At 66.5% G+C, this 20,869-nt stretch carries 20 protein-coding genes; 5 read left to right on the forward strand and 15 right to left on the reverse strand.

Features of this window, described 5'->3' with window-relative positions:
- Positions 1-563 precede the first annotated feature (563 nt).
- Genes rpsN through rpmB form a run of 3 tightly spaced genes read right to left on the reverse strand, consistent with a single transcriptional unit; the run spans position 564 to position 1,277 of the window.
- Complete coding sequence (gene rpsN / locus RCH15_RS04575) at positions 564-869, reverse strand: 30S ribosomal protein S14 (RefSeq protein ID WP_011693742.1); 306 nt, start codon at positions 867-869, stop codon at positions 564-566.
- A 4-nt stretch (positions 870-873) separates the two neighbouring features.
- Entirely contained in the window at positions 874-1,041 is a 168-nt protein-coding gene (gene rpmG, locus RCH15_RS04580; protein ID WP_011693743.1) for a 50S ribosomal protein L33, read from the reverse strand.
- Positions 1,041-1,277, reverse strand: a complete 237-nt coding sequence (gene rpmB, locus RCH15_RS04585) for a 50S ribosomal protein L28 (RefSeq protein WP_056342125.1) — start codon at positions 1,275-1,277, stop codon at positions 1,041-1,043. Before rpmB ends, rpmG begins: the two co-directional genes overlap by 1 nt.
- A gap of 477 nt (positions 1,278-1,754) precedes the next feature.
- Here rpmB and RCH15_RS04590 point away from each other — a divergent pair, with 477 nt between their 5' ends.
- From RCH15_RS04590 to RCH15_RS04600, 3 genes are all read left to right on the forward strand, one after another.
- Positions 1,755-3,191 carry a ferredoxin reductase family protein gene (locus RCH15_RS04590; protein ID WP_326958525.1) on the forward strand — a complete coding sequence of 479 codons (1,437 nt, stop codon included), beginning with the start codon at positions 1,755-1,757 and terminating at the stop codon, positions 3,189-3,191.
- On the forward strand, positions 3,188-3,712 hold the full coding sequence (locus RCH15_RS04595; RefSeq protein ID WP_326958526.1) for an FMN-binding protein: 525 nt from the start codon (positions 3,188-3,190) through the stop codon (positions 3,710-3,712). The genes RCH15_RS04590 and RCH15_RS04595 overlap by 4 nt, the downstream gene beginning before the upstream one ends.
- Positions 3,713-3,821: 109 nt before the next feature.
- Positions 3,822-4,583: an FAD:protein FMN transferase gene (locus RCH15_RS04600; RefSeq protein ID WP_326958529.1), complete on the forward strand. Its 762-nt coding sequence runs from the start codon at positions 3,822-3,824 to the stop codon at positions 4,581-4,583.
- Here the strand turns inward: RCH15_RS04600 and RCH15_RS04605 are convergent.
- Genes RCH15_RS04605 through RCH15_RS04615 form a run of 3 tightly spaced genes read right to left on the reverse strand, consistent with a single transcriptional unit; the run spans position 4,580 to position 7,732 of the window.
- A complete protein-coding gene (locus RCH15_RS04605; protein WP_326958532.1) occupies positions 4,580-5,341 on the reverse strand; it encodes an SGNH/GDSL hydrolase family protein in 762 nt (253 codons plus the stop codon). The two genes, RCH15_RS04600 and RCH15_RS04605, sit on opposite strands and share 4 nt — an antisense overlap.
- Positions 5,342-5,382: 41 nt before the next feature.
- A complete protein-coding gene (gene glsA / locus RCH15_RS04610) occupies positions 5,383-7,200 on the reverse strand; it encodes a glutaminase A (protein ID WP_326958534.1) in 1,818 nt (605 codons plus the stop codon).
- Between the two features lie 43 nt (positions 7,201-7,243).
- Positions 7,244-7,732, reverse strand: coding sequence for a MarR family winged helix-turn-helix transcriptional regulator (locus RCH15_RS04615; protein WP_326958536.1), 489 nt, complete (start codon positions 7,730-7,732; stop codon positions 7,244-7,246).
- A 102-nt stretch (positions 7,733-7,834) separates the two neighbouring features.
- On the opposite strand from RCH15_RS04615, the gene RCH15_RS04620 reads away from it, so the two are divergent.
- The gene (locus RCH15_RS04620; protein ID WP_326958538.1) at positions 7,835-8,122 is read left to right on the forward strand and encodes a YciI family protein; all 288 of its coding nucleotides are present in this window, start codon (positions 7,835-7,837) and stop codon (positions 8,120-8,122) included.
- 15 nt (positions 8,123-8,137) lie between these two features.
- Here RCH15_RS04620 and RCH15_RS04625 read toward each other — a convergent pair whose 3' ends face one another.
- The 9 genes from RCH15_RS04625 to RCH15_RS04665 form a co-directional block, all read right to left on the reverse strand.
- A complete protein-coding gene (locus RCH15_RS04625) occupies positions 8,138-8,986 on the reverse strand; it encodes an SGNH/GDSL hydrolase family protein (protein WP_326958540.1) in 849 nt (282 codons plus the stop codon).
- 78 nt (positions 8,987-9,064) lie between these two features.
- Entirely contained in the window at positions 9,065-10,075 is a 1,011-nt protein-coding gene (locus RCH15_RS04630; protein WP_326958840.1) for a siderophore-interacting protein, read from the reverse strand.
- A gap of 65 nt (positions 10,076-10,140) precedes the next feature.
- Positions 10,141-10,977 (reverse strand): ABC transporter ATP-binding protein, encoded by an 837-nt coding sequence (locus tag RCH15_RS04635; protein ID WP_326958542.1) that lies wholly within the window; start codon positions 10,975-10,977, stop codon positions 10,141-10,143.
- A gap of 1 nt (position 10,978) precedes the next feature.
- The gene (locus tag RCH15_RS04640) at positions 10,979-12,004 is read right to left on the reverse strand and encodes a FecCD family ABC transporter permease (RefSeq protein ID WP_326958545.1); all 1,026 of its coding nucleotides are present in this window, start codon (positions 12,002-12,004) and stop codon (positions 10,979-10,981) included.
- Between the two features lie 89 nt (positions 12,005-12,093).
- The gene (locus tag RCH15_RS04645; protein WP_326958547.1) at positions 12,094-13,167 is read right to left on the reverse strand and encodes a FecCD family ABC transporter permease; all 1,074 of its coding nucleotides are present in this window, start codon (positions 13,165-13,167) and stop codon (positions 12,094-12,096) included.
- 10 nt (positions 13,168-13,177) lie between these two features.
- Positions 13,178-14,278 carry an iron-siderophore ABC transporter substrate-binding protein gene (locus RCH15_RS04650; RefSeq protein ID WP_326958549.1) on the reverse strand — a complete coding sequence of 367 codons (1,101 nt, stop codon included), beginning with the start codon at positions 14,276-14,278 and terminating at the stop codon, positions 13,178-13,180.
- A 175-nt stretch (positions 14,279-14,453) separates the two neighbouring features.
- A complete protein-coding gene (locus RCH15_RS04655; protein WP_326958551.1) occupies positions 14,454-17,936 on the reverse strand; it encodes an ATP-binding protein in 3,483 nt (1,160 codons plus the stop codon).
- Positions 17,933-18,772, reverse strand: coding sequence for a DUF4194 domain-containing protein (locus RCH15_RS04660; RefSeq protein ID WP_326958553.1), 840 nt, complete (start codon positions 18,770-18,772; stop codon positions 17,933-17,935). Before RCH15_RS04660 ends, RCH15_RS04655 begins: the two co-directional genes overlap by 4 nt.
- A 2-nt stretch (positions 18,773-18,774) precedes the next feature.
- Entirely contained in the window at positions 18,775-20,223 is a 1,449-nt protein-coding gene (locus RCH15_RS04665) for a DUF3375 family protein (RefSeq protein ID WP_326958554.1), read from the reverse strand.
- Positions 20,224-20,486: 263 nt separating this feature from the next.
- On the opposite strand from RCH15_RS04665, the gene RCH15_RS04670 reads away from it, so the two are divergent.
- Positions 20,487-20,825 carry a hypothetical protein gene (locus tag RCH15_RS04670; protein WP_326958556.1) on the forward strand — a complete coding sequence of 113 codons (339 nt, stop codon included), beginning with the start codon at positions 20,487-20,489 and terminating at the stop codon, positions 20,823-20,825.
- Positions 20,826-20,869: the final 44 nt, after the last annotated feature.

The following is a 20,869-nucleotide window of genomic DNA, read 5'->3' on the forward strand; positions in this document are numbered from 1 at the left end:
ACACCATGCGCCCCCGGGAAAACGGGACACACACAATGCACAAAATTTGAAACCAGCTGTAAAAACCAGACCACACCACGGGGTGGCGCAATCCAGTCAATTCAACCAATTCAATACAATAAACTGGTATCAACAAACTTGGCACACTATTGAGTTCTCAAACAACAGACACACCCGGCACCACCACAACCACAGGCCATGGATCGCTCCGGAGCAACTTCCCAAACTTACCCGATACCGCGAAGCTTCGCAAATCAACGTTTCCGCGATTCCCCACTCCACCAACAGGATCCCCACCCAAAAACAGCGCGTAACTCACCACGCCATATTCCAGGCCATTCAGAAGGGGGTCGGTCGCACTCTCCGCAACAGCGGCGGCGACTCGAACAACAATACACACCCCCACGACCAACCACAAATCCACCCCCCGCGCCCTCCATCACACGCAGCGCCCATCGGCGGCCGTACCCTTCCACGCATCCGCTGCCGGTCCTTAAGCGCGGGAAAGGCCGGCGCCATGAGGCGCCGGCCTTTCCCATGCCAGTGGCAAAAAGCTTACTGAGTTACCAGGAAGACTTCGTGATGCCCGGGAGCTCACCGCGGTGAGCCATGTCGCGGAAGCGAACACGGGAGATGCCGAACTTCTGGAAGGTACCGCGGGGGCGGCCATCGATGATGTCGCGGTTACGCAGACGTACCGGTGAGGCGTTGCGGGGCAGCTTCTGCAGGCCGAGGCGTGCAGCTTCGCGTGCCTCATCGGTGGACGCGGGGTCAACCAGAGCCTTCTTCAGTTCGAGGCGCTTGGCAGCATAACGCTCGACGATGACTTTACGCTGTTCATTCTTAGCGATCATTGACTTCTTGGCCATGTGTTTAGCGCTCCTCTCGGAATTCGACGTGCTTGCGGATACGGGGGTCGTACTTCTTCAGGACCATGCGGTCCGGGTCGTTACGACGGTTCTTGCGCGTCACGTAGGTGTAACCCGTGCCCGCGGTCGACTTGAGCTTGATGATCGGACGTACGTCCTTGTCCTTAGCCACTAGAGCTTCACTCCTCGTGCCAGGATGGCGGCTACGACGACGTCGATGCCACGCACGTCGATGGTCTTGATGCCCTTTGCAGACAGCTGCAGAGTGACATTACGGCGCAGGGACGGAACCCAGTAGCGCTTCTTCTGGATGTTCGGGTCGAACCGACGCTTGTTGCGTCGGTGCGAGTGCGAAATGCTGTGTCCAAAGCCCGGCTCGGCTCCGGTCACCTGGCAATGTGCTGCCATGACGACTCTCCTCAAAAAATATATGAAACGGCTGCAGAGTTCCCGCCAGACCGTGCGACAGGCGGCGTCCGCATCCAGCGCCCACACTCGATGGTTCCGCAATGTTCAAGCAGGCGGCGTAAGCCGGCTGTCTCGTTCACTACGGCGAAGATTGTGGACCACGGTCACCGGCCGCTGACTCCAAATGGAAGGCCGCGACGAAGTACCGGGATGCTGGGCGAATACAGGAATGCACGCAACTTGAGCCCCTAACTACCGGCCTACAGGACTCCCGGTATTACCGGAAAGTCCCGCCAACCGGAGCAATTGCGCACGCTCCGCGCCACCTAGCGCCTACCAAGTCTACGAGCCAGAGGAATTAAAGACCAATCCGGGAATCCCAGGTGTATAAGGCGAGCTGGCGCTCCGGCAGAAAGTCACATCGGCACCCTAGTGCTTTCACAGCAAATTGATAGGCCGCGGGCGGACGGTGGAACCATGAACTCTTTACTCCGGACGACCGAACGGGACACGGCCCGGCCCGCCCCTGTTGAGCGGTTCCGCGGTCAGTCCCGGCGCCGGCTGTTCCGGGCCGATCTGCTGACAGTGCTGGCCTGGGCATCGGTTGCTGCTGCCATTGCGCTCTGGCTCGCCGACGGCGGGGCGGCCGGGTTTTCGACCCTGGCTGGGACTTTCACCGCCCTCGGGATCGTCGCCGGCCTTGCCGGTATGGATCTGGTGTTGCTGATGTTGCTGTTGGCCGCGCGGCTTCCCGTGATCGACAGCGCCGTGGGGCACGACCGGGCCTTGGAATTCCACCGTAAGCTCGGCAAACCGTCGCTGTACCTGCTGCTCGCCCACGGCATACTGATCGCAACCGGTTATGGGATGGCCGAAGGGCTCAACCCCGTCAGCGAGCTGGTGTCACTGTGGGTCCTGGTTCCCGACATGTGGCTTGCGATCGTCTCCCCCGCGCTGTTCATTGCCGTCGTTGTCACCTCACTGGTGGCCGTCCGACGCCGGTTCCCATACGAGTTCTGGTACGCCGTCCACCTGCTGACCTACGCGGCCGTCCTGACCGCGATCCCGCACCAATTCAGCACCGGCGCTCTCTTCGCCGAGGGCACGTGGCAGCGCTGGTATTGGCTGGCCATCTGCATCGGTACCGGCGCCGCCTTGGTCCACTACCGGGTTCTCGAGCCCCTTGTCGCCACCGTCCGGCACCAGCTGACGGTGCGGCGCGTCGTGACAGAGGGTCCCGGCGCCGTAAGCATTGAACTGGCGGGCCGCCACCTCGACGAACTGGCCGGCAACGGAGGCAGGTTCTTCATCTGGCGGTTCCTCGCACCGGGCGCCTGGTGGCACCCGCACCCCTTCAGCCTTTCCGCGGAACCGGTAGTGTTCGATTCCTCCGGCCGCGGCACGCTGAGGATCACGGTGCGCAACCTCGGGCGGGGCTCGGCGCAGCTGGCGCGGCTGCGGTCCGGGACCAGGGTGGCCATCGAGGGTCCGTACGGGCTGTTCAGCACCGCGGCGCGCAGCAGGAACCACGTTGTGATGATCGGAGCCGGCATCGGCATCACCCCCATCCGGGCACTGCTGGAACGCACCCCGTTCGAACCGGGCAACGCCACGGTGATCCTCCGCGGGCACAGTGAGGCCGAGCTCTATCTGGGCACTGAAATCCTGGACCTTTGCCGCCGACGGGGCGCCACGTTGTTCCATGTCACAGGGCCGCGGAGCGCCGGCGGCCCGACCTGGCAGTCCGAAGCGGCCGTCAGTTCAGGGCACCGGCTGGCCAGCTACGCCCCGGACGTCGCGGACTCCGACGTCTACATCTGCGGCCCGTCCGCATGGGCCCGCAGCGCGATCAGCGACATCCGTGCGGCGGGCGTGCCCGACGAGCAACTCCACTACGAAAGGTTCGACTGGTGAGAATACGCCCAGCAGTTTCTGCAGCATTGGCCTCCGCGGGGATACTCCTCGCCGGCTGGCAGTCCGGCGCCCACGTCGCGGAGACGGGGAGTGCGGCGTCGGCCACGTCGGCCCCTGCCACGTCCGGAATAAGCAAGGGCGGCGGAACTACCGGTTCCAGCGGCACGGCCGGTGCTTCCGGAACCGCGAGCGGAACAAGCGGCTCGAGCGGCTCTTCCAAGACTTCCGGAACCGCGGCCCAGGCCGCCGGAACCTTCACCGGCGCGGAGGTCCAGACCCGTTACGGATCCGTCCAGGTGCAGATCACCGTGGAAGCCGGGGCGGTCTCGGATGTCACGGCTCTGCACTTGACCGACGAAGACCGGAAGTCGGTGCAGATCAGCAATCGGGCCGCTCCGCTGCTGCGTGCCGCTGTCCTCAAGGCCCAGTCGGCGCAGGTGCAGACCATCAGCGGCGCCACTGTCACCAGTGATGCCTATTTGACTTCGCTTCAGGCAGCCCTCGATGCAGCCAACCTTTAAGCCCTCGCCCGCCGCCATTCCGGCAGATGCCGGACTCAATTCGGCCACCGCCCGCCCAGCTGGCTCCGGCCAGGACGGTCCTGACCTGAGAAGCAGGACGTTCCGGTGCATGGGGACCGTCATCAGCCTGACCCTGCCGGTGGATGAGTGCGGAACGCGGGAGGCCGAGCCGGTGCTGGACGCTGCCACGGTCGCCGTCGAACGCGTATTCACCGGCTTGGACGAGACGTTCAGCCTGTACCGCCCGGATTCGGAGGCCAGCCGGCTGGCCCGCGGCGAAGTGACACTCCGGGACACCTCGGCGGCGTTCCGGGCGCGGTTTGCGGACGCCACGGGCTGGCGGTTGCTGACCGACGGCTTCTTCACCCCCGAGCGGCCCGACGGCGTCCTGGACCTCTCCGGCATCATCAAGGGGTACGCCATTGACCAGGCCGCCACTGCCCTGGCGGCTGCCGGCGTCACTGAGTGGTGCCTGAACGCCGGCGGCGACGTGCTGGTGAGCGGCTCACCCCAGCCGGAATGGGGGACCCCCTGGATGGCCGGCATCGTGGATCCGCAGGACCGCGGGGCACTGCTCTCGGGCTTCGCGCTCGGCGGCACCGAACGTTGCGCCGCCCTGGCGACGTCCGGAACCGCCGAACGTGGCAACCACATCTGGCGTGCCGGAGCGGGCCGCGCCGGCAGTCGACCCATCGAGTTCCGCCAGGTGTCGGTGGCCGCCCCGGACATTCTCACCGCGGACGTGCTGGCCACGGCGATCGTCGCAGGCGGCCAGCGGATGCTGGACTGGGCTACGGACAGCTGGGATGTCGAGGTGCTGGCCGTACGCGGGGGCGGGGAGCTGCTCGCGACGCCGGGCTTCCGCGCCTAGAGGTGCGTGAGCGTCCCGTAGCGCGGTGCCAGCCCGTCGCCCGAGGACTTCCCCGTGACCCGGCGGACCACCCAGGGTCCGGCGAATTCGCGTACCCAGCGGGCGTTGGCGCGCACTGCCTCGGCCCGGCCGAGCTCCGGAACAGGGGTCATGGGTGGAACGTCGATCGAGTGGTCATGTTCCAGGACGGTGAGGACGCGCTTGGCCATGTTCGCGTGGCCGGCAGGGGACATGTGCATCCGGTCGGTGGCCCACATGCCCCAGTCGTAATACTCGCTGAAGCGCCAGTAATCCACCAGCAGGGCGCCGTGGTCACCGGCGATTCCGCGGACCAGTTCGTTATAGATTGCCGTGCGGCCGCGGGTGGTGGCGAAGATCTTTGAACCCCGGGAGTCGAACCCCGTGAACATCACCACGGTGGCGCCGGTGGCCTTGAGCTTGCGGATCCCGGCGTCGTACTCCACCAGCAGATCGTCGATATCGACCTTGGGCCGGAGGATGTCGTTGGCGCCGGCGTAGATGCTCACGAGGGTGGGGTTGAGTGCAACGGCGGCATCGACTTGCTCTGCCATGATCTGGCGCAGTTTCCGGCCCCGGATGGCGAGGTTCGCGTAGCCGAAGGCCGGATCAGCGGCGCCAAGCTGCTCGGCGACCCTGTCTGCCCAGCCCCGGACTCCGTTGGGACGGGCTGGGTCGTCATCGCCGACGCCTTCCGTGAAGGAATCGCCAAGGGCAACGTAGCGGGACGTGAAATCCATGGCTCCAGTCTGCCAGCAGTTGCCCCAAGCAAACAAAAAAACTATTCCCGGATCCGTACCGCCGATTCGCGCAGGTACTGCTCCACCCGGGTGTAGGCATCGCGGGTCAAGGCCTTCCAAAGGGCGAGGGCCAGGCGCGGGTCGGCGGTTTCCAACTCGGCGATTGCTTCCGCGCTGAGCACCATGACCTCCACCGGCCCGACGGCGCGCACCGTCGTCTCCTGCCGGTTGCCGCTGCCCAGCGCAAGTTCACCGAACGTCATACCGGCGCTGAGCGTATTGAGCTTAACCCGTTCCGCAGTGGGCCCGGGTGAGGTGCTGCTGACCCGGCCCGCGGTGATGAAGTAAACCCCGCCGAACCGCAGGCCGATGCGCCGGATGACGTCGCCGTCGCCGTATGAGCGCGGGGTCATGAGGGCTTCCAAAGCCGCGGCGTCAGTCTCTTCCAGCGGCGCCAGGGCCGGCGACGCCGTGACCGGAACGTGGTCGGGCAGGAGCAGATGGTCCCCGTGCCGTTCCAGCAGACGGTTTTCGGAGTATTCGACGGCGGCGCTCCGGGTCGCGAAGGACGGCACCAGCCGTTGTTTCAGCGGTCCCAGGGCCTCCGCGACGGAGCCGTCCGCTTCAATCAGCACCAGCTCCCGGCCGGTATCGGCCATCCCCTGCCGGGCCTTGGCCAGCATGCGCACGGCTACCTCGCTGATCTGGTCGGTGCGGCGCAAATCCAGAACCACCAGGTCGACGTCGTCCGGCAGGCTGCTGAGCTCGCGCACCATGGACTCGGTTCCGGCGAAGAGGAGGTCGCCGTTGACCTCGATCACGCGGGCCCGGTGCCCATGGGCACGGAGGACATCCGCAGCTTCGTCATTCCGGCGGATGCCCGAGGGCGTTTCGGTCACGTCGTAAGCGGCGAGGATGGCGGACCGGCCTGTCCGGGCCGCGCGGACGAAGTGCAGTTCCATGTCCTGGGCGAGCCGTTGCGCGGTGGCCAGGCCGCGGACGCTGCTGCCGTGCTCATCCAGCGGCGGCGAATAGACCGCCAGCCCCACCTGTCCGGGCAGCACGGCGATGATCCCCCCGGCCACGCCGCTCTTGCCGGGCATGCCAACGCTGCTGATCCAGGCACCGGCGTCGTCGTACATTCCGGAGGTCATCATTACCGACAGAACGCGTTCCACCGGTCCGATCCCCAGCACCTGTTTGCCGCTGATCGGGTTCCGTCCGCCGTTGGCCAGGGTGGCGGCCATGATCGAGAGGTCGAAGCAGTTCACCAGCACGGAGCACTGGCGGAAGTAGTCTGCCAGCACCGGGGTGGGGTCGTCCTCGATGATGTCGAACGAGCGCAGGAGGTACGCGAGCGCCGTATTGCGGTGGCCGTGCTTGAGTTCGGATTCGAAGACCTGCTCACTGACCGAGAGCTGGCGGCCGGCGAAAGCGGAGTACGTGTTGAGGATCCGCTTGAAGCCGGACTGCCCGCCCGAGCCTCTGATGAGCGAGGTGGCAGTGAGGGCCCCCGCGTTGATCATTGCGTTGGCCGGCCGGCCGGTACCTTCGGCCAGGGAAATCTCATTGAAGGAGTCCCCGGATGGCTCCACGTCCACTTTGGCGTCCACGGCCTCGTCACCGAGGTCTTCGAGGGCCAGTCCGTAGGTAAAGGGCTTGGAAATCGACTGGATGGTGAATTCCTCGCGGGTGTCACCAATTTCGTACACCGTGCCGTCCACGGTCGCGAGGGCGATGCCGAAGTTATCCGGGTCCACATTGGCCATGGCCGGGATGGTGCTGTAGGGCAAGCCGTCCTTGAGCTGGGCGATCTCGGCGTGGATTTGGCGCAAGTAGCTGTCGATCGGCGATTCCATACTGCCAACACTAGGGGACATCGCACCGCGGCCGTTGCGGGCCCTAGGCCTGCTCACCCTCCCGCAGGATCCAATGGTCCCGGTCCAGCCTGCCCACGATCTTCTCGCCAATCCGGGCGAGTTCGGCGACGTCTTCCTCGCTCAGGGCGTCCAGGAAAAGCGAACGGACAGCGTCAACGTGGCTGGGGGCGAGTTCCTCAATGGTCTGCATCCCGGCGTCGGTGAGGTGCGCCGTCGTCACCCGGGCATCGCCGGGGTGCGGGCGGCGCTCCACCCACCCGCGGTTCTGCAGTTTGGTAACCACATGGGAGAGCCGGGACAGTGAAGCGCTGGTGCGGGCAGCGAGTTCACTCATGGGCAGGAAACGGCCGTCGGCCTCTGAGAGCATCGCGAGGACGTTGTAGTCGAAAAGGGAGAGTTTGCGCGCGTGATGAAGCTGGGTGTCCAGCGCTGCCGGCAGCAGGGTATTGATGCTCACTTGGGCCAGCCAGGCCCGTCGTTCGTCGGCATTCAGCCAGCGCGGTTCAGTCATGGCTACAGTCTAGGAGCATTGATGATTGACGGTTCAACTTCGGTGGGGCCTGCCCCGGATGATTCCCGTCACGGCGTGCGGGACTGGCGGTAGGCTGACCCTATGTATGTAGTCTCGCTGACCTACAAGGTCCCCGAAGAGATCGTTGACTTCCATCTGCCCGCCCACGTGAGGTGGCTGGAGGACGCGTTTGACCAGGGCATCTTTCTGGTTGCGGGGCGGAAGATCCCGCGCACCGGCGCCCTGCTGCTCTCCAATGCAGACCGTGGTGCCCTCGATACCTCCTTGGCCGGCGATCCGTTCTACGTCAACGGCGTAGCGGAATTCGACGTCGAGGAATTTCATGCGAGCCGGGTGGCGCAGGGCTTTGAGAACCTGCTGGACAGCTGACGCCGGGCGCCCAGATCAGGAGTGTGGACCAGCCGCCGGGACCTTGGCGGTCAGTTTCTTGAGTCCGGCCCTTGGCGGGACCCGGACGGGCTCCGGCCAGCGGGGGCTGAGCTCATCGCCCAGCGTGATTCCCCGGATCTTGCGCCCGAACAGCGGGACCACCCAGTCGGAAACCCAGCGGCGCTGCCGGCGTTCCCAGCCGCGCAGGCCAAGCCGGGCCGGCGGCGCCCATTCCTTGCGTTTGACCGTGTGCTGCACGCCAAGCTGGTCCAGGACCTGGCCGGCAAGATACTTGTGCCCCGCCTTGGACATGTGCAGCCGGTCCGAATCCCACATCCGCGGATCGTAAAACGCATCGAAGCACCAGTAGTCCACCAGCACGGCCCCGTACCGCTCTGCCACTTCGCGGACCCGCCGGTTGTATACCGCGTTTCGGCGTTTGAGGGGCTCCAGCAGGGCTGAGACCCTCACATCGAACCCGGTGAACAACACCACCGTTGCCCCGCTGGCGGCAAGCCGGGCGACGAGGAACTCATAATCCTTCATCAGCGCGTGGATGTCGGTGCCGGGATCCAGAATGTCGTTCCCGCCCGCGTACACAGTAACCAAGGTGGGTTCCATGGCAAGGGCGGCGTCCAGCTGTTCGGCCATGATGTGCCGCAGCCTCTTGCTGCGGATGGCAAGGTTGGCGTATTCCCATCCCGGGTCCGCTTTGGCCAGCTGCTCTGCCACGCGGTCCGCCCAGCCCCGGACCCCGTTCGGGAACCGGGCGTTATAGTCCCCCACGCCTTCGGTAAAGGAATCCCCCAGGGCAACATAGACCCGCCGCCCACCAGGACCAGGAGCTAAAAGGTTCTCGGCCATGCCGCCACGGTAGCCGGGCCGAACGACGTCGGGGTGAACAAGCGGGGCACAACAGGTGAGCCGAGCACAAGGCCGCGGTTAGAGCTCAGACTTCCCCTGCCGCCAGTACCCCATAAACGACACCTGCTTCCGGTCAATCCCTACGTCCCGCACCAAATACCGGCGCAGCTCCTTCACCACCCCGGCTTCCCCGGCGATCCAGGCGTAGAACGGCATGGCACCGGCCGGTATGTCCGGATTCCTGCTGGCACTGACCGCCGCGGCATCCATCCTGCCGGGGGTTTCCCACAGGATGTCGTGGTCCACGTTGACGTCCTCAGGTTCTGGCCCGGCCGCAGGTCCGCGGGCTGACCGCAACCCCACCCAGCCGGGCAGGCTGACGGCGGCCCGGACCGCTTCCTGCAGCAATTCTCCGTGCGGCCGTGAAAGGCCGGTCGCCGCACCGCGCGCAAGCCAACTGACCTCAACATCGGCAGCTGTGGTGAGGTCCTGGAAGTCGCCGGCTTCCGGAACCTCGAGGATGGCGTGCCCGCTTACGTAAGAGGGCAGGCTTGCGAGGATGGCGCTGATGGCGGGCACCGCTGTCTCGTCTCCGGCGAGCAGGATCCGCTGGGCCAGTCCGGGCCGCCATTCGATCCCGGAATACGTCTCCGCGGTGACGCAGTGCGCGGCCCGGTTGTTGGGTCCGATCAAGGTCAGGGAGTCCCCCGGTTTGGCGTTACGGGCCCAGGTGGCGGCCGGCCCGCCGTGGCCGGCGGCGTCAATGTGCAGCACGAAGTCGACGTCGAGTTCCGGGTAGACGGTGTCGAGGCGTTCCTGCCGCACGGTGTAGGTGCGCATGGTGCCTCGGGTCGCAGGATCCATGTCCAGCCACTCGCGGTACCAGCCGGGCTGCTCCGTCCGGAACTCCGGCAGGGGCAGGACGGTACCGTCGGAGGCCAGTGACGGGATCACCAGTTTGATGCGCAGGTCCAGAGTGTTGCCGTGGACGCCGAAATTACGCAGCGAGTAGCCGCCCAGCGTGATCCGCCGGAAGTGGGGCCCGAGCTGCTGCACCGCCGTGACCTGGACACCGAAGGCGCGGGTCATGGGTTCGGCGGCCCGGGGGGAGTCATGCTCTGTCCGGGTGCGGACCGGGGTGGCGTTTGTAGCAGTCATGGAATTAGCTCCAGGGTGGGTGGACGGCGTACATCGGCATGATGGCGGCCGAGCGGGATGATCAGGGGTGCGCCGGATACCGGGTCGGCGAGGACCCTGGAGTCCAGGGCAAACACCTCACGGACCAGGTCCTCGGTCACCACGGCGCGGGCTGCCCCTTGGGCAAGGATCCGCCCCTCCTTCATGGCGATGATGTGGTCTGCGTACCGCGCGGCGAGGTTGAGGTCGTGCAGCACAATGGCCACAGTGGTGCCGCGCCGGCGGTTAAGGTCGGTGATGAGGTCCAGTACCTCCACTTGGTGGGTAAGGTCCAGGTACGTGGTGGGCTCGTCCAGCAGCAGCACTTGCGTTTCCTGCGCCAGGGCCATCGCGATCCACACCCGTTGCCGCTGTCCGCCGGAGAGTTCATCCACGTTCCGCCCGGCAAGCTCCAGTGTCTCGGTGGCCGCCATGGCCTCCTGCACGGCCCGTTCGTCCTGCGCCGGTCCGTCGGCGGCCCGGCTCCGGAATCGGCCCTGATGCGGGTAGCGCCCCCGGCCCACCAGATCCCGGACGGTGATGCCATCGGGCGCGGTGGGATGCTGGGGCAGCAGGCCCAAAGTGCGGGCCACCTCGCGGGCGGGACGGCGGTGGATGTCCTGCCCGTCGAGGGTCACGGTGCCCCCGGCAGGCTTGAGCAGCCGGGCGAGGCCGCGCAGCAGGGTGGATTTTCCGCAGGCGTTGGCCCCGACGATCATGGTCACCTTGCCCTCCGGGATTTCCACGCTGAGTTCCTCAATTACGGTCCGCTGATCGTATTTCAGTGTCAGGTCCGAGGTCTTCAACGATGCCAACTCAGGTGTCCTTTCGGGTGGAAGTGGCGAGTTGCCAGAGCAGGAAGGGAGCACCGAGGGCGCCGGTGACCACCCCGACCGGCAGGACCGTTCCGTCCAGCAGCAGCGGGGCAATGTTGGCGGCGATGTAGTCGGCACCGAGAACGATCACGACACCGGCGAAGGCCGAGGCCGGCAGGCTCGATGTGCGGACAAACCGGCGGGCGATCGGTCCGGCGAGGAACGCGACAAACGAGACCGGCCCGGCGGCCGCCGTCGCCGCCGCGGCGAGCCCGACGGCTGTGACCACTATGCCCAGCCGGACCGCGCCCACCCGGACGCCAAGGCCGGCGGCGGTGTCGTCGCCGAGTTCAAGGATGCGCAGCGGCCCGGCGAGGACCAGAACAGCGGGGACCAGGGCGGTCAGGGCAAGTCCAAGGACTCCAGCCCGGTCCCAGGTGGCGGAGTTAAGCGAGCCGTTGAGCCAGATCAGGACGTCAGCGGCGGTGCGGATGTCCGCCCGGGTCAGCAGGAAACTCACCACTGCGTGCAGGGCGGCGGCGATGCCCACCCCGGCCAGGATCAGGCTGCTGTCTGCGGCGTCACCCCTGCGGCCGCCGGAACCGAAGGATCCGCTGCGGGAGATGGAGTAAATGAGGCCGGCGACGCCCAGGGCTCCGGCGAACGCGGCGCCCGCGACTGCGGCGCCGGATGCGCCGAAAACCACCATCGCCGTCACGGCAGCGGCGCTGGCCCCATAACTGATGCCGATCACGTCCGGGCTGGCAAGAGGATTGCGGAGCATGGTCTGGAACAGCGCGCCGGACAGTCCGAAGGCGGCACCGATCAGTGTTCCCACGAGCGCGCGCGGCAGCTTGTGTTCCATCACGATGAAGCTGGCGCCGGGGATCTTTTCACCCCCGGTGACGTGCGCCGCCAGGATTCTGAGGAAATCGGGGACGGTGACGGTGTAACTGCCCAGGAGCACGCACGCGGCGAAGAGCCCGGCGGCGGCCAGGGCCAGCAGGGCGGTCCGGGTGGGGACCATCCGCTGGTGCCCTTTTGTGCGAGTTGGCAGATCACGGCAGTGTTTGCGGGTGGCATTGCCGAGAAGTGCCACCCCGGCGTCGGGTCCCCTCACAGTCCGGCCGCCTTGCCGCGCCGGATCAGCCACACGAACACCGGCGCTCCGAGGAGGGCAGTCAAAATTCCCGCGGGGACTTCGCCGGGCAGCAGGATGATGCGGCCTGCCACATCGGCGGCCAGCAGCAACGCCGGGGCCAACACCAGGGAACAGGGCAGGATCCAGCGGTAATCGGGACCGGTCAGAAAGCGGACAGCGTGCGGAATCACCAGGCCCACGAAGCCGATCGGGCCCGCAAGTGCCGTGGCAGAGCCGCAGAGCAGGACGATGCCGAGGGCGGAAAAGCCGCGGCTGAGCCCCACCCGCTGGCCCAGGCCGCGGGCGAGGTCATCGCCCAGGGCGAGGTTGTTGAGGATCCGGCCTGTGCAGAGCACCATCGCGGCGCCCAGCAGCAGGAACGGGAGGGCCGGAAGAATCACGGCCCAGTCGCGGCCGGCGATCCCGCCTACCTGCCAGAACCTAAAGCGGTCCAGTGTGTCCCGGCTGGAGACCAGGATGACGTTTGTGAGCGAGGAAAGGCCCGCGCTCAGGGCGGCCCCCGCGAGGGCGAGCTTCACCGGCGTCGCACGGTCCCTGCCGAGCGAGGCGATCACGTAGACCACGACGGCGGCAGCCGCGGCGCCGAGGAAGGCGAACCAGATGTACCCGGTCAGTGTGGTGACTCCGAAGACGTAGATTCCCGTCACGATGGCCAGCGCCGCGCCGGCGTTGATGCCGAGGATGCCCGGGTCCGCGAGGGGGTTGCGGGCCACCCCCTGCATTGCCGCGCCGGCGAGACCCAGGGCGCCTCCGGCGAGCAGCCCGAGGATGGTCCGCGGGATCCGCGCGTGGACCACGGCGTGGTCGCCGCTGGCCGGGTCGAAGCCGGTCAGCGCCTGCCACACGGTTCCAAGATCCAGGCCGCGCGCACCGATGGCGAGCGAGGCCCCGGTCAGCAGCACCAGCACGGTGACGGCAGCCATCAGCCAGAGTACCTGTGGTCCCCTGGCCTCGCCGGTAGCGGGCGCGGCGTTCTTCGGGGCGGTGCGGGCGGCAGTGCCGGGCGCCGTCGTCGTGGCTGGGCTCATGGAACGGTGCCTACTTCACCGCGGCAGGAACTTTGTCTGCCGCGGCCGCCAGCTTTGGCAGGAAAGTGTCCAGCGCCCAGGGCAGGCTCAGGGGCGAGGAGGCGGAAATGGACAGGGTCAGCGTGTTATCCGAGTCGGCGACCAGTGCGCCGCTCTTGATCGCCGGGATCTGGCCCAGCAGGGGGTCGGTCTGGATGGACCCGGCGGTTTGCGCGTCCGGAACCCAGGTCACAAACACGTCGGAGGTGAGTTCGTTGGCTTTCTCGGCGGACCACGGGATGAAGAATGCCGTGGAGCCCTGGGTCTTGTCTGCGACCACGGGGGCCAGTGTCATGCCGATTTCGCTGAGGAAGCGGGGGCGGTTGTCGTTGGCGGTATAGACGTTGACGCCGTCGCCCTTCGCCGGTTCCAGGTTGCCGTAGATGAAGGTCTTTCCGGCCAGCTGCGGGTATTCCGAGACCTTGTCCTTGATGGTTGCTTCGGTGGCGGTGATGAGCGTGGCGGCTTCGGCTTCCTTGCCAAGGGCTTTACCGGTGATGGCCGTGGAATCCTGCCACGACGTACCGTAGGCGACCTCCGGGTGGGCCACCACAGGGGCGATTTCGCTGAGCTTTTTGTAGTCCTCTTCCGTCAGGCCGGAATAGGCGCCGAGGATGATGTCCGGGTTGAGCTTGGCAATCTCGGTGAAGTTGATGCCGTCGGCCTCGGAGAACTGGGCGGGCGCTGTCGCCGAGCCGAAGCCTGCGCCGAGCGTCTCGAGCGCGGAGTCTTTCCAGGGAGTAGAGCCCTGGCTGTTGCCGCCCCATTCATTCTTTGGCACGCCCACCGGCACGACGCCGAGGGCGAGGGCGACGTCGTCGTTAACCCAGGAGACGGTGACGACACGCTTCGGCTGGTCCTTGATGGTGGTTTCGCCAAACACGTGCTTGATGGTCACCGGGAACGCAGCGCTCGCCGGTTGGTTTACGGCCGCCGACGAGGTCGATCCCGCCGGGCCGGTGGAGCAGCCGGTCAGGGAGAGCGCGATGGCGGCCAGAACGGCGGTCGCCTGGCCGGTGGCGCGGAGGAAGCGGCGCCGGGGCACGGCGCGGCTCGGGGTAGGGAGAGGCATGGGATTCCTTAGGTCAATGAAGCGAACCTAAGTAAGGGTAGCCTACCCTTACGCTAATTACGCAAAACTTTCATCACGTAATTGCGCGAAGGCAAAAAGCGGTCACGTACGACGCGTCCGGACGGGACGATGGGCCGTAAGTGACGCCGCGGTGTGGTTGAAGGAGGCCGGTCGGTCAGCGCAGGACGATGTCCACCGGATTCGCCTCGGAGCGCCACGTACCAACCACCCCGGGGCGCGGCCCGATCACGGGAGCCGTGAGCACACCGGAGCGGTTGGTCCGTTTGTCCCGCAGGATTTCGGTGACAGAACCTAAGTGACGGGACAGGTCAATGACGTTTTCCGGCGCGGCCAGCAGCAGCTGGAAACCGAACTCGTGCAGGGCTTTGATGCCGGCGCCCGCGAATTCCTCCGAGGCCAGCACGAAGGCCTCGTCCATCATCACGGTGCCGTAGGTGGTGAAACCCTGCTCAGCTATGCCTAGCTGGTAACTCAGCGCCGCGGCCATGATGAACGCCGTGAAGCGCTGCCGCTCACCGCCGGACATCGCTCCGGTATCCGCGTGCATGAAGACCTCGGTCCTCCTCGGCCCGCCTGCGGACGCCGTGGAACCGGGCCTCCGGACCTCGCGGTGTTCCTTGCACTGGATGAAAAGATGCCCGCGGACATCCAGCACCTCGGCACGCCAGCGCCGGTCCTCCGGCGTCTGTGATCCCAGCCTCTTCACCAGTGTCTCGAGCGATTTGTACCGGTTGGTGAGCTCGGCGTCGTCATCCCCCTCGGCGCTGGCGGCACCGGACACCGGCGCGGGCGCCTTTCCCGGACGGGTGTGCCGGACCTTGAGCGCGTTCTGGATGGCGTCCTTGAACTGCTTCGCCGGCGCAGGCAGAGTCTGTTTGATGTCCAGTTCCAGGAAACTTCCTTCGTGGAAGTTGACCTCGGAGAGGATGCCATTCAGCGGCAGGATCCGGCTCGTAATGGAGCGGCGTTCCTCATCCAGCAGGTGCAGCAGGGTGCTGAAGGATTCGTGCGTGCGCTGGTTGAAGAACTGGCGGAACTCGGCTTCCTGCGCGGGCAGGCCGTCGCTGACAATGGCGTGGTACCGGGCCTCGAACTCGCCCGCGGCGCCGATCGAGGTACCGTGATCCGCGGAAACCGCCGTTCCCCATTCCCGGGCGAAGCCCTCGAAAATCCGGGTGAGCCGCTCCGAGGTGGCCTGTCCGCGGGATTCGGCCGCGTGCAGCTCGGCCAGGAGTCGGGTCCGGACCTGGTTGGCAAGGTTGTCCAGCTCGTGCATTTCCAGGATGTCGCCCGGGCCGGTGAAATACGGTTCCAGTGCCGTGACGGCCGCGTCCGACGGCGGCGACTGCGCCAGCCGCATCCGTGCGGCCTCCAGCAGCGAATCTGCCGCGGTGAGCTGCGCGTCGAGGGCCTTGTACTCGCTTTGCAGCACGGCGGCGGTCTCAGTGCTGGACTGGTGCTTGTGCCGGGCAACCTCAATACTGGCGCGCAGCGGTTCCAGGTCCGCCTGCGCGGCGAGGGCATCCCGGAGGCGCTGCTCGATCCGGGCGAGGTCCTCCGCGGCCACGGCGGCCGAGACCTGTTCCCAGGGGCGGTGGTCTTCGGCGACCCGGCGCAATGCCTCAAGCTGGCGGCTCATCCCCTGGTGCGACTCCTCCCGGCTCTGCGCGAGTTCGGCGGCCCTGGCCAGTTCCTGCTGCAGGTCCGCCACCTGCGCGGCCACGAGCTCCAGCTTTGCGGCGTTGTCGAAACCGAGGACGTAATCCTGCCGGGAGACGAAGCGGTCATCCTTTTCCACGGTGTGGCGGTTGCGCTTGACCACTCCGCCCAGGCTTAGGCCCCTGTCCAGCCCGGCCAGCTCGTCCGGATCCTCGACGCACGGGTACGCGAAATCGAGGGCGATCCGTTCGCGGATCCACTCGCCCGCCTCCGCGGCGGGCCCGGCGGTGAGGATGTCCAGTTTGGTGAGCAGCTCGCCGTCGGGCGCGTCCTCCACGGCCAGCGCGCCGCCGGGCAGCGGCTTCGAGACGTCCACCGCGCGCAGCGCACCCCGGACGGAGTGGTCGTTGAGATACCGGGTGACGGCGGTGAAGTGCTCGCCCGGGACCAGCAGCGTGGTGGCGAGGCTGCGCAGGGCACGCTCGGCAGCCGGCCGCCACTGTTCCTGGCCCTCGGCGAGGTCCATCAGCTCGCCGCCGAACGGCATTTGCTCCTCGGGAATGCCGGTGGCCGCGGCGATGACGGCGCGGTTTTCAATGCTCGACGGCGGCAGCAGGGACTTGCGCGTCTTGAGCGATACGAGTTCCTGCTGGGCCGCGGCAAGCTCGCGCTTACGTGTCGCGTGGCCGTCGAAGGCTTCGAAGCGCAGTTCCTTGAGCGCTTCCGAGTCGTCTTTCAGTTCCGCGGAGCGGGCGGCCGCGTGCTCGTGGGCCTGTTCCCAGCCGGTGGCGGACCACTCCAATTCAAGGCCGGCGTCGGCGAAGGCTTTCCGGGCGGAGTCCTCCACCTGCCGGCGGAGCTTGAGCCCCACCTTGGCGTTCTCGAGCGACTGCTCGATCGCGGAGATCGCGTTGCCGCCCTGGTTGTTGTAGTCGGCCTCGAGCTGGCGGAGCTCCTTGGCCAGGACGTCACGGACGCCGCGCTCCGCACCGAGTTCCCGGGCCTTCCCCTGCGCCAGTTCCTTGAACCGGGCGAGCGTCTTCTCATGGACGGTAACGGCCAGTTGCTGCCTGTATGCCTCGAATTCTTCGCTGGCGAGTTCCCTCAGCCGGTTCGAATCCAGCAGGGACTGGGCATATTCCTTGTTCAACCCGGGGACCGGCGCCAGCTGGTCCCGTTGTTGCCGGACGTCCTCGAGCCGTTGCCGGATGGACATCAGGTTACTGAATTCCTCGACGACGTCGTCCGCGGCGGTCAGTGTGGCCGGCGCGTCCAGGACCTGGTCGCGGAAGAAGTTGTTCACGCTGCCGCCAAGGCCCTTGCCGGCCTGAATGACGCGCAGCAACGGCAGCGCCTGGTCTGAATTGATTCCCAGCAGGCGCCGGAAGCGTTCCGCGAAAGCCTTGTGCACGTCGAAGACCTGCGCGTCCGGGAAGATCGTGTCCAACGCCGACTTGGTAAAGCGCTTTTCCGCGATGCCCTCGATTGCCACGAGATCCAACGGTTTGTTGTCGATCAGGTAGTACCGGCCGACGCTGGACTCGGTGCCGTTTTTGGGCAGGTCGAACAGGGCCGATACCGTCACCCGGGTACCGGCGGCGTTGTCGAACGTCAGGGCGACAGCGGACCACGTGGCACCGGGTCGTTGGAATGCGCTGGCCGAACCGTCTCCGACGGCCTTGTCCCCCACCTTGCCGCGCATGTACGTGAAGGTGGTGCGTTTGTCCTCCACGGCGCCGCCGGCGCGCTGGGCCGCGGCTTCGTTCGAACGCGGCCGTGCATCGAAAACCCGCAGCATAGCGTCGAACAGCGTGGACTTGCCGACGCCGGAGTTCCCGGTCAGCAGGGTGCCGTTGCGGTCCACGTGCATGGTGTGGGCGCCATGGAAGGTGCCCCAGTTGACCACCTGCACCAGGGCGAGCCGCATCTGGCCGGGGTTAGTGAGCTCGCCCATGGGCAGCATGGTTGCAATGCTCACTTGGCTGCCTCCGCTTCGGTGTGGTCACCAATCGCGGAGCCACCCGGCGGAGGGGCGGGGGCGGCATCGGCGTCGTCGCTCTCCTCCTCCGCAGAACGGTCGCCGTCGAGCTCCAGGAGGGGTTCGGTACCGGCGGGGTCGGTGGAGGCTGCTACGAGGGCTTCGATTTGGGCGGGGATGTCGCCGATGTTCTCGAACGGGAGGGCCAGGGGGAGGGCGTTGGAGATGGTGTAGACCTCATCCAGGCCGGTGGGGAGGAGGAGCTGGCGCGCCAGGAGCTTGGTGATGGCACGGTTGACGACGTCGGAATCGCGCAGGGCGTCCTGCTGGCCGGCGGGCTGGTAGTGGGCCACGAGCTCCCCGATTTCCTCGCGCGTGATCGTGGGGTCAGTCTGGGCTGTGACGTGGCGGTCCAGGAGCAGGCGCAGGCGCAACAGCACGATGGTTTCGACCCGGCTCAGGGCCCGTTGCTGGCGCAGGATGCTCGAACGGGTACTGCCACCAATGGCCTCCGGGTCCACCGGGCGCAGCACTGCCACCTTGCGTTCGTGGTCCAGCTGGAGCGTCAGGAAGAGCTCGGACAGGCGGCTGCGCAGGATCAGTTGGTGGTCCAGCAGGGTGGTCCAGAGTTTCTCGTCCCGGCCGCCGTCGACGTAGGGGCCCTTGAGGAGCTTCACGAGGGCCTGGCGGACCTTCATGGGGAGCACTCCGGTGTCGCCCGGGAAAAGGGCGGCGCCGTCGAGGAAGGTGTCACGCGCGGTGACGGTGAAGGGGTCGGCGTAAACGTGCTGGGCAGGCTCCGCAGGGGTGGCCGCCGTCGGAATGTCTTCAGTCATCTTCAATCCTTCTTGAGCGTGACGATCGGCAGGTACGCGGTGCGCGTGGAGCCGTCGATCTGTTCGAAGTCCAGCGTGTCCCAGGCGTCGCGGTCAAAGCCGGCGCCGCCGAGCAGGGCGGAGGAGAGCAGGGCGCGGATCGAATTGATGTGGCGTTCCCCGGCCGGAAGCTGCCCCCAGGCCTCAGCCAGGGTGGCGGTGCCGGCCATGGCTGCGCGGATTGCCGAAGGGCTGGCTTTGCCGGTCCGCGGCGACCGCACCCGGTCCGAGTCGCTGAACGCGATTGGGTCGGCCAGCTTTGGCGGGGCCGCGAATTCGTCCGGGTCGAACAGCTTGACCATGGCCAGGGATTCGAACCCGGCGTTGAAAAGTACCGGGCCTCGGACCAGTCCGGGCCTTTCACGCTCGTACGGCAGGGACCTGACAGCCTGTTCGGCCTCGCGCAGGACCTTGCGGAGGCGGACAGACTGGCGGAAATCATCGCTCTGGACGTAGGTGTTGAGGCTTTCGCTGAGCTTGCCGTAGATCCGCTGGATCTGGCTGTGCTGGGTCCGCAGTTCCGCCACCAGGTTTTTCAGCGTCTCCCGTTCGTCGTGGCTGAGGTCATCGGCGAACTGCCGGCTGAGTACCTCGCCGATCGCTGACCGGAAACGCAGTTGCTGCTGCGGGTCCTCCAGGAATGCCGTGAAGGACCGGAATGTTCTGCCCTCGGGGCTCTGCCGGAGCCGTTTGTCCGCTTCCAGCACTTGGGCCATCGTGGCGCCCTTGCTGAGGGATTCTTCGATGATCTGGTTGCGGAGCTCGCCCACCAGCTCCTCGATCCGGTCACGCATCTTCTTATAATCTGCGGGCAGGCTGGCGGCCAGGTCCAGGATGTTGCCGGCGGCCTCGACTGCTTCGTCGTCGTCGAGCAGCCCGTCAACGCCGCCGGAGCTGATGTCCAAGATCAGCTGGCGCCGTTCGCCGATCTCCTCCTCGAGGGATTCCAGCCGGGCGCTTTGGTCAGGGTTGGTCTCGTTGGCAAGCTTCTCGACGTCGCCGAGCAGGGTGCCGAGCCGCGAACCGTTGAGCGTGGAACGCTCACTGGAGAGGCTGTCTAAAAAGGCGAGGACCCGGGCGGCGGGTTCGGTGACCTCGTACACGATCTGCCCGGACTGGTTGCGCCGGGTCAGGAAGTTCTTGCGGGTCCACTCGTCGCCGAACGATTTCCCGTTGGCTGTTCCGCCCAGCACAGGGTCCTGGCGGCGGAGCTGCTCGAGGAAGGCGTCGACGTCGGCGTGGAACTGTTCCAGCGGAAGCTGGGGCCTGGTGCGGGTGAAAGAGGCCTGCAGCACAGCGATCACCCAGGGCGCCGAGCGGGTCAGGGCCCATGCCGGGCCCTTGGTCAGGAGTTCAAGGTCCCGCAGCCTGGCGGTGATGGCGTCGGCGGAGGACAGGGCGGAGCGGGACACGCACCCTCCTTTAACTGCCGTGGGATCTGGGTTGGGGCAGCGGAACAGGAAAAACTGCCAGCTACAAGGTTAACGCAGGCCCGGGCACGTCACGGAAGCCCGTCCGGGCGGAGTCTCCGCAACCGCTCCGTGACCTACGCCCCAGTAGTATTTCGATCCCATATCAAGAGCCCCGGCACGCGTCGTGGACTCTGGCTGGCACGCTTTCGGCACCCTACGCTCGGGCTACTGATTGAACAGATGCAAATGGTGCAGGGGGAAAAATGCAGTTTGACCTTAGCGCGGTGGAGACGGCAACACTGGTCTTTATCGGAACTCTCGTGTTTGCCCTGGTGATCGCGGCGTTCATGATGACGGCGGCCTTCGTGGCCATGGTCCTGGTGGGTGTGGGACGGTTTACCTGGCTTGTTGCCGCGAACGTCCTGCTGGGCCTGGTCCACGGCATCAACCACGCTTGGGACCGGCTGGTGCACCATGCCTCCCGGGCAGGGCTCCCGGGCGACTTTTCCGGTGACTTCGTCGGGGACATTGCGGCCGAATTTAGGGGTCAATCGGCCCCTAGCACGGGCACTTACCCGCGGGTAGTATTGCGGGACAGCTGAAGGGTCTTCCACCCACGGCGGATCCAGGGCTCGAGCCGGTAACC

This window comes from Arthrobacter sp. MP_M4 (genome assembly GCF_035984855.1).
GTDB lineage: Bacteria > Actinomycetota > Actinomycetes > Actinomycetales > Micrococcaceae > Arthrobacter.

Coding starts and splice junctions, on each gene's coding strand:
- RCH15_RS04620 (WP_326958538.1), top strand. CDS start 7,835: ATGTATGTAGTCTCGCTGACCTACAAGGTCCCCGAAGAGATCGTTGAC.
- RCH15_RS04615 (WP_326958536.1), bottom strand. CDS start 7,732: ATGACTGAACCGCGCTGGCTGAATGCCGACGAACGACGGGCCTGGCTG.
- RCH15_RS04650 (WP_326958549.1), bottom strand. CDS start 14,278: ATGCCTCTCCCTACCCCGAGCCGCGCCGTGCCCCGGCGCCGCTTCCTC.
- RCH15_RS04645 (WP_326958547.1), bottom strand. CDS start 13,167: ATGAGCCCAGCCACGACGACGGCGCCCGGCACTGCCGCCCGCACCGCC.
- RCH15_RS04640 (WP_326958545.1), bottom strand. CDS start 12,004: ATGGTCCCCACCCGGACCGCCCTGCTGGCCCTGGCCGCCGCCGGGCTC.
- rpmB (WP_056342125.1), bottom strand. CDS start 1,277: ATGGCAGCACATTGCCAGGTGACCGGAGCCGAGCCGGGCTTTGGACAC.
- RCH15_RS04625 (WP_326958540.1), bottom strand. CDS start 8,986: ATGGCCGAGAACCTTTTAGCTCCTGGTCCTGGTGGGCGGCGGGTCTAT.
- RCH15_RS04670 (WP_326958556.1), top strand. CDS start 20,487: ATGCAGTTTGACCTTAGCGCGGTGGAGACGGCAACACTGGTCTTTATC.
- RCH15_RS04600 (WP_326958529.1), top strand. CDS start 3,822: ATGGGGACCGTCATCAGCCTGACCCTGCCGGTGGATGAGTGCGGAACG.
- RCH15_RS04660 (WP_326958553.1), bottom strand. CDS start 18,772: ATGACTGAAGACATTCCGACGGCGGCCACCCCTGCGGAGCCTGCCCAG.
- RCH15_RS04630 (WP_326958840.1), bottom strand. CDS start 10,075: ATGACCCGCGCCTTCGGTGTCCAGGTCACGGCGGTGCAGCAGCTCGGG.
- RCH15_RS04605 (WP_326958532.1), bottom strand. CDS start 5,341: ATGGATTTCACGTCCCGCTACGTTGCCCTTGGCGATTCCTTCACGGAA.
- rpsN (WP_011693742.1), bottom strand. CDS start 869: ATGGCCAAGAAGTCAATGATCGCTAAGAATGAACAGCGTAAAGTCATC.
- RCH15_RS04590 (WP_326958525.1), top strand. CDS start 1,755: ATGAACTCTTTACTCCGGACGACCGAACGGGACACGGCCCGGCCCGCC.
- glsA (WP_326958534.1), bottom strand. CDS start 7,200: ATGGAATCGCCGATCGACAGCTACTTGCGCCAAATCCACGCCGAGATC.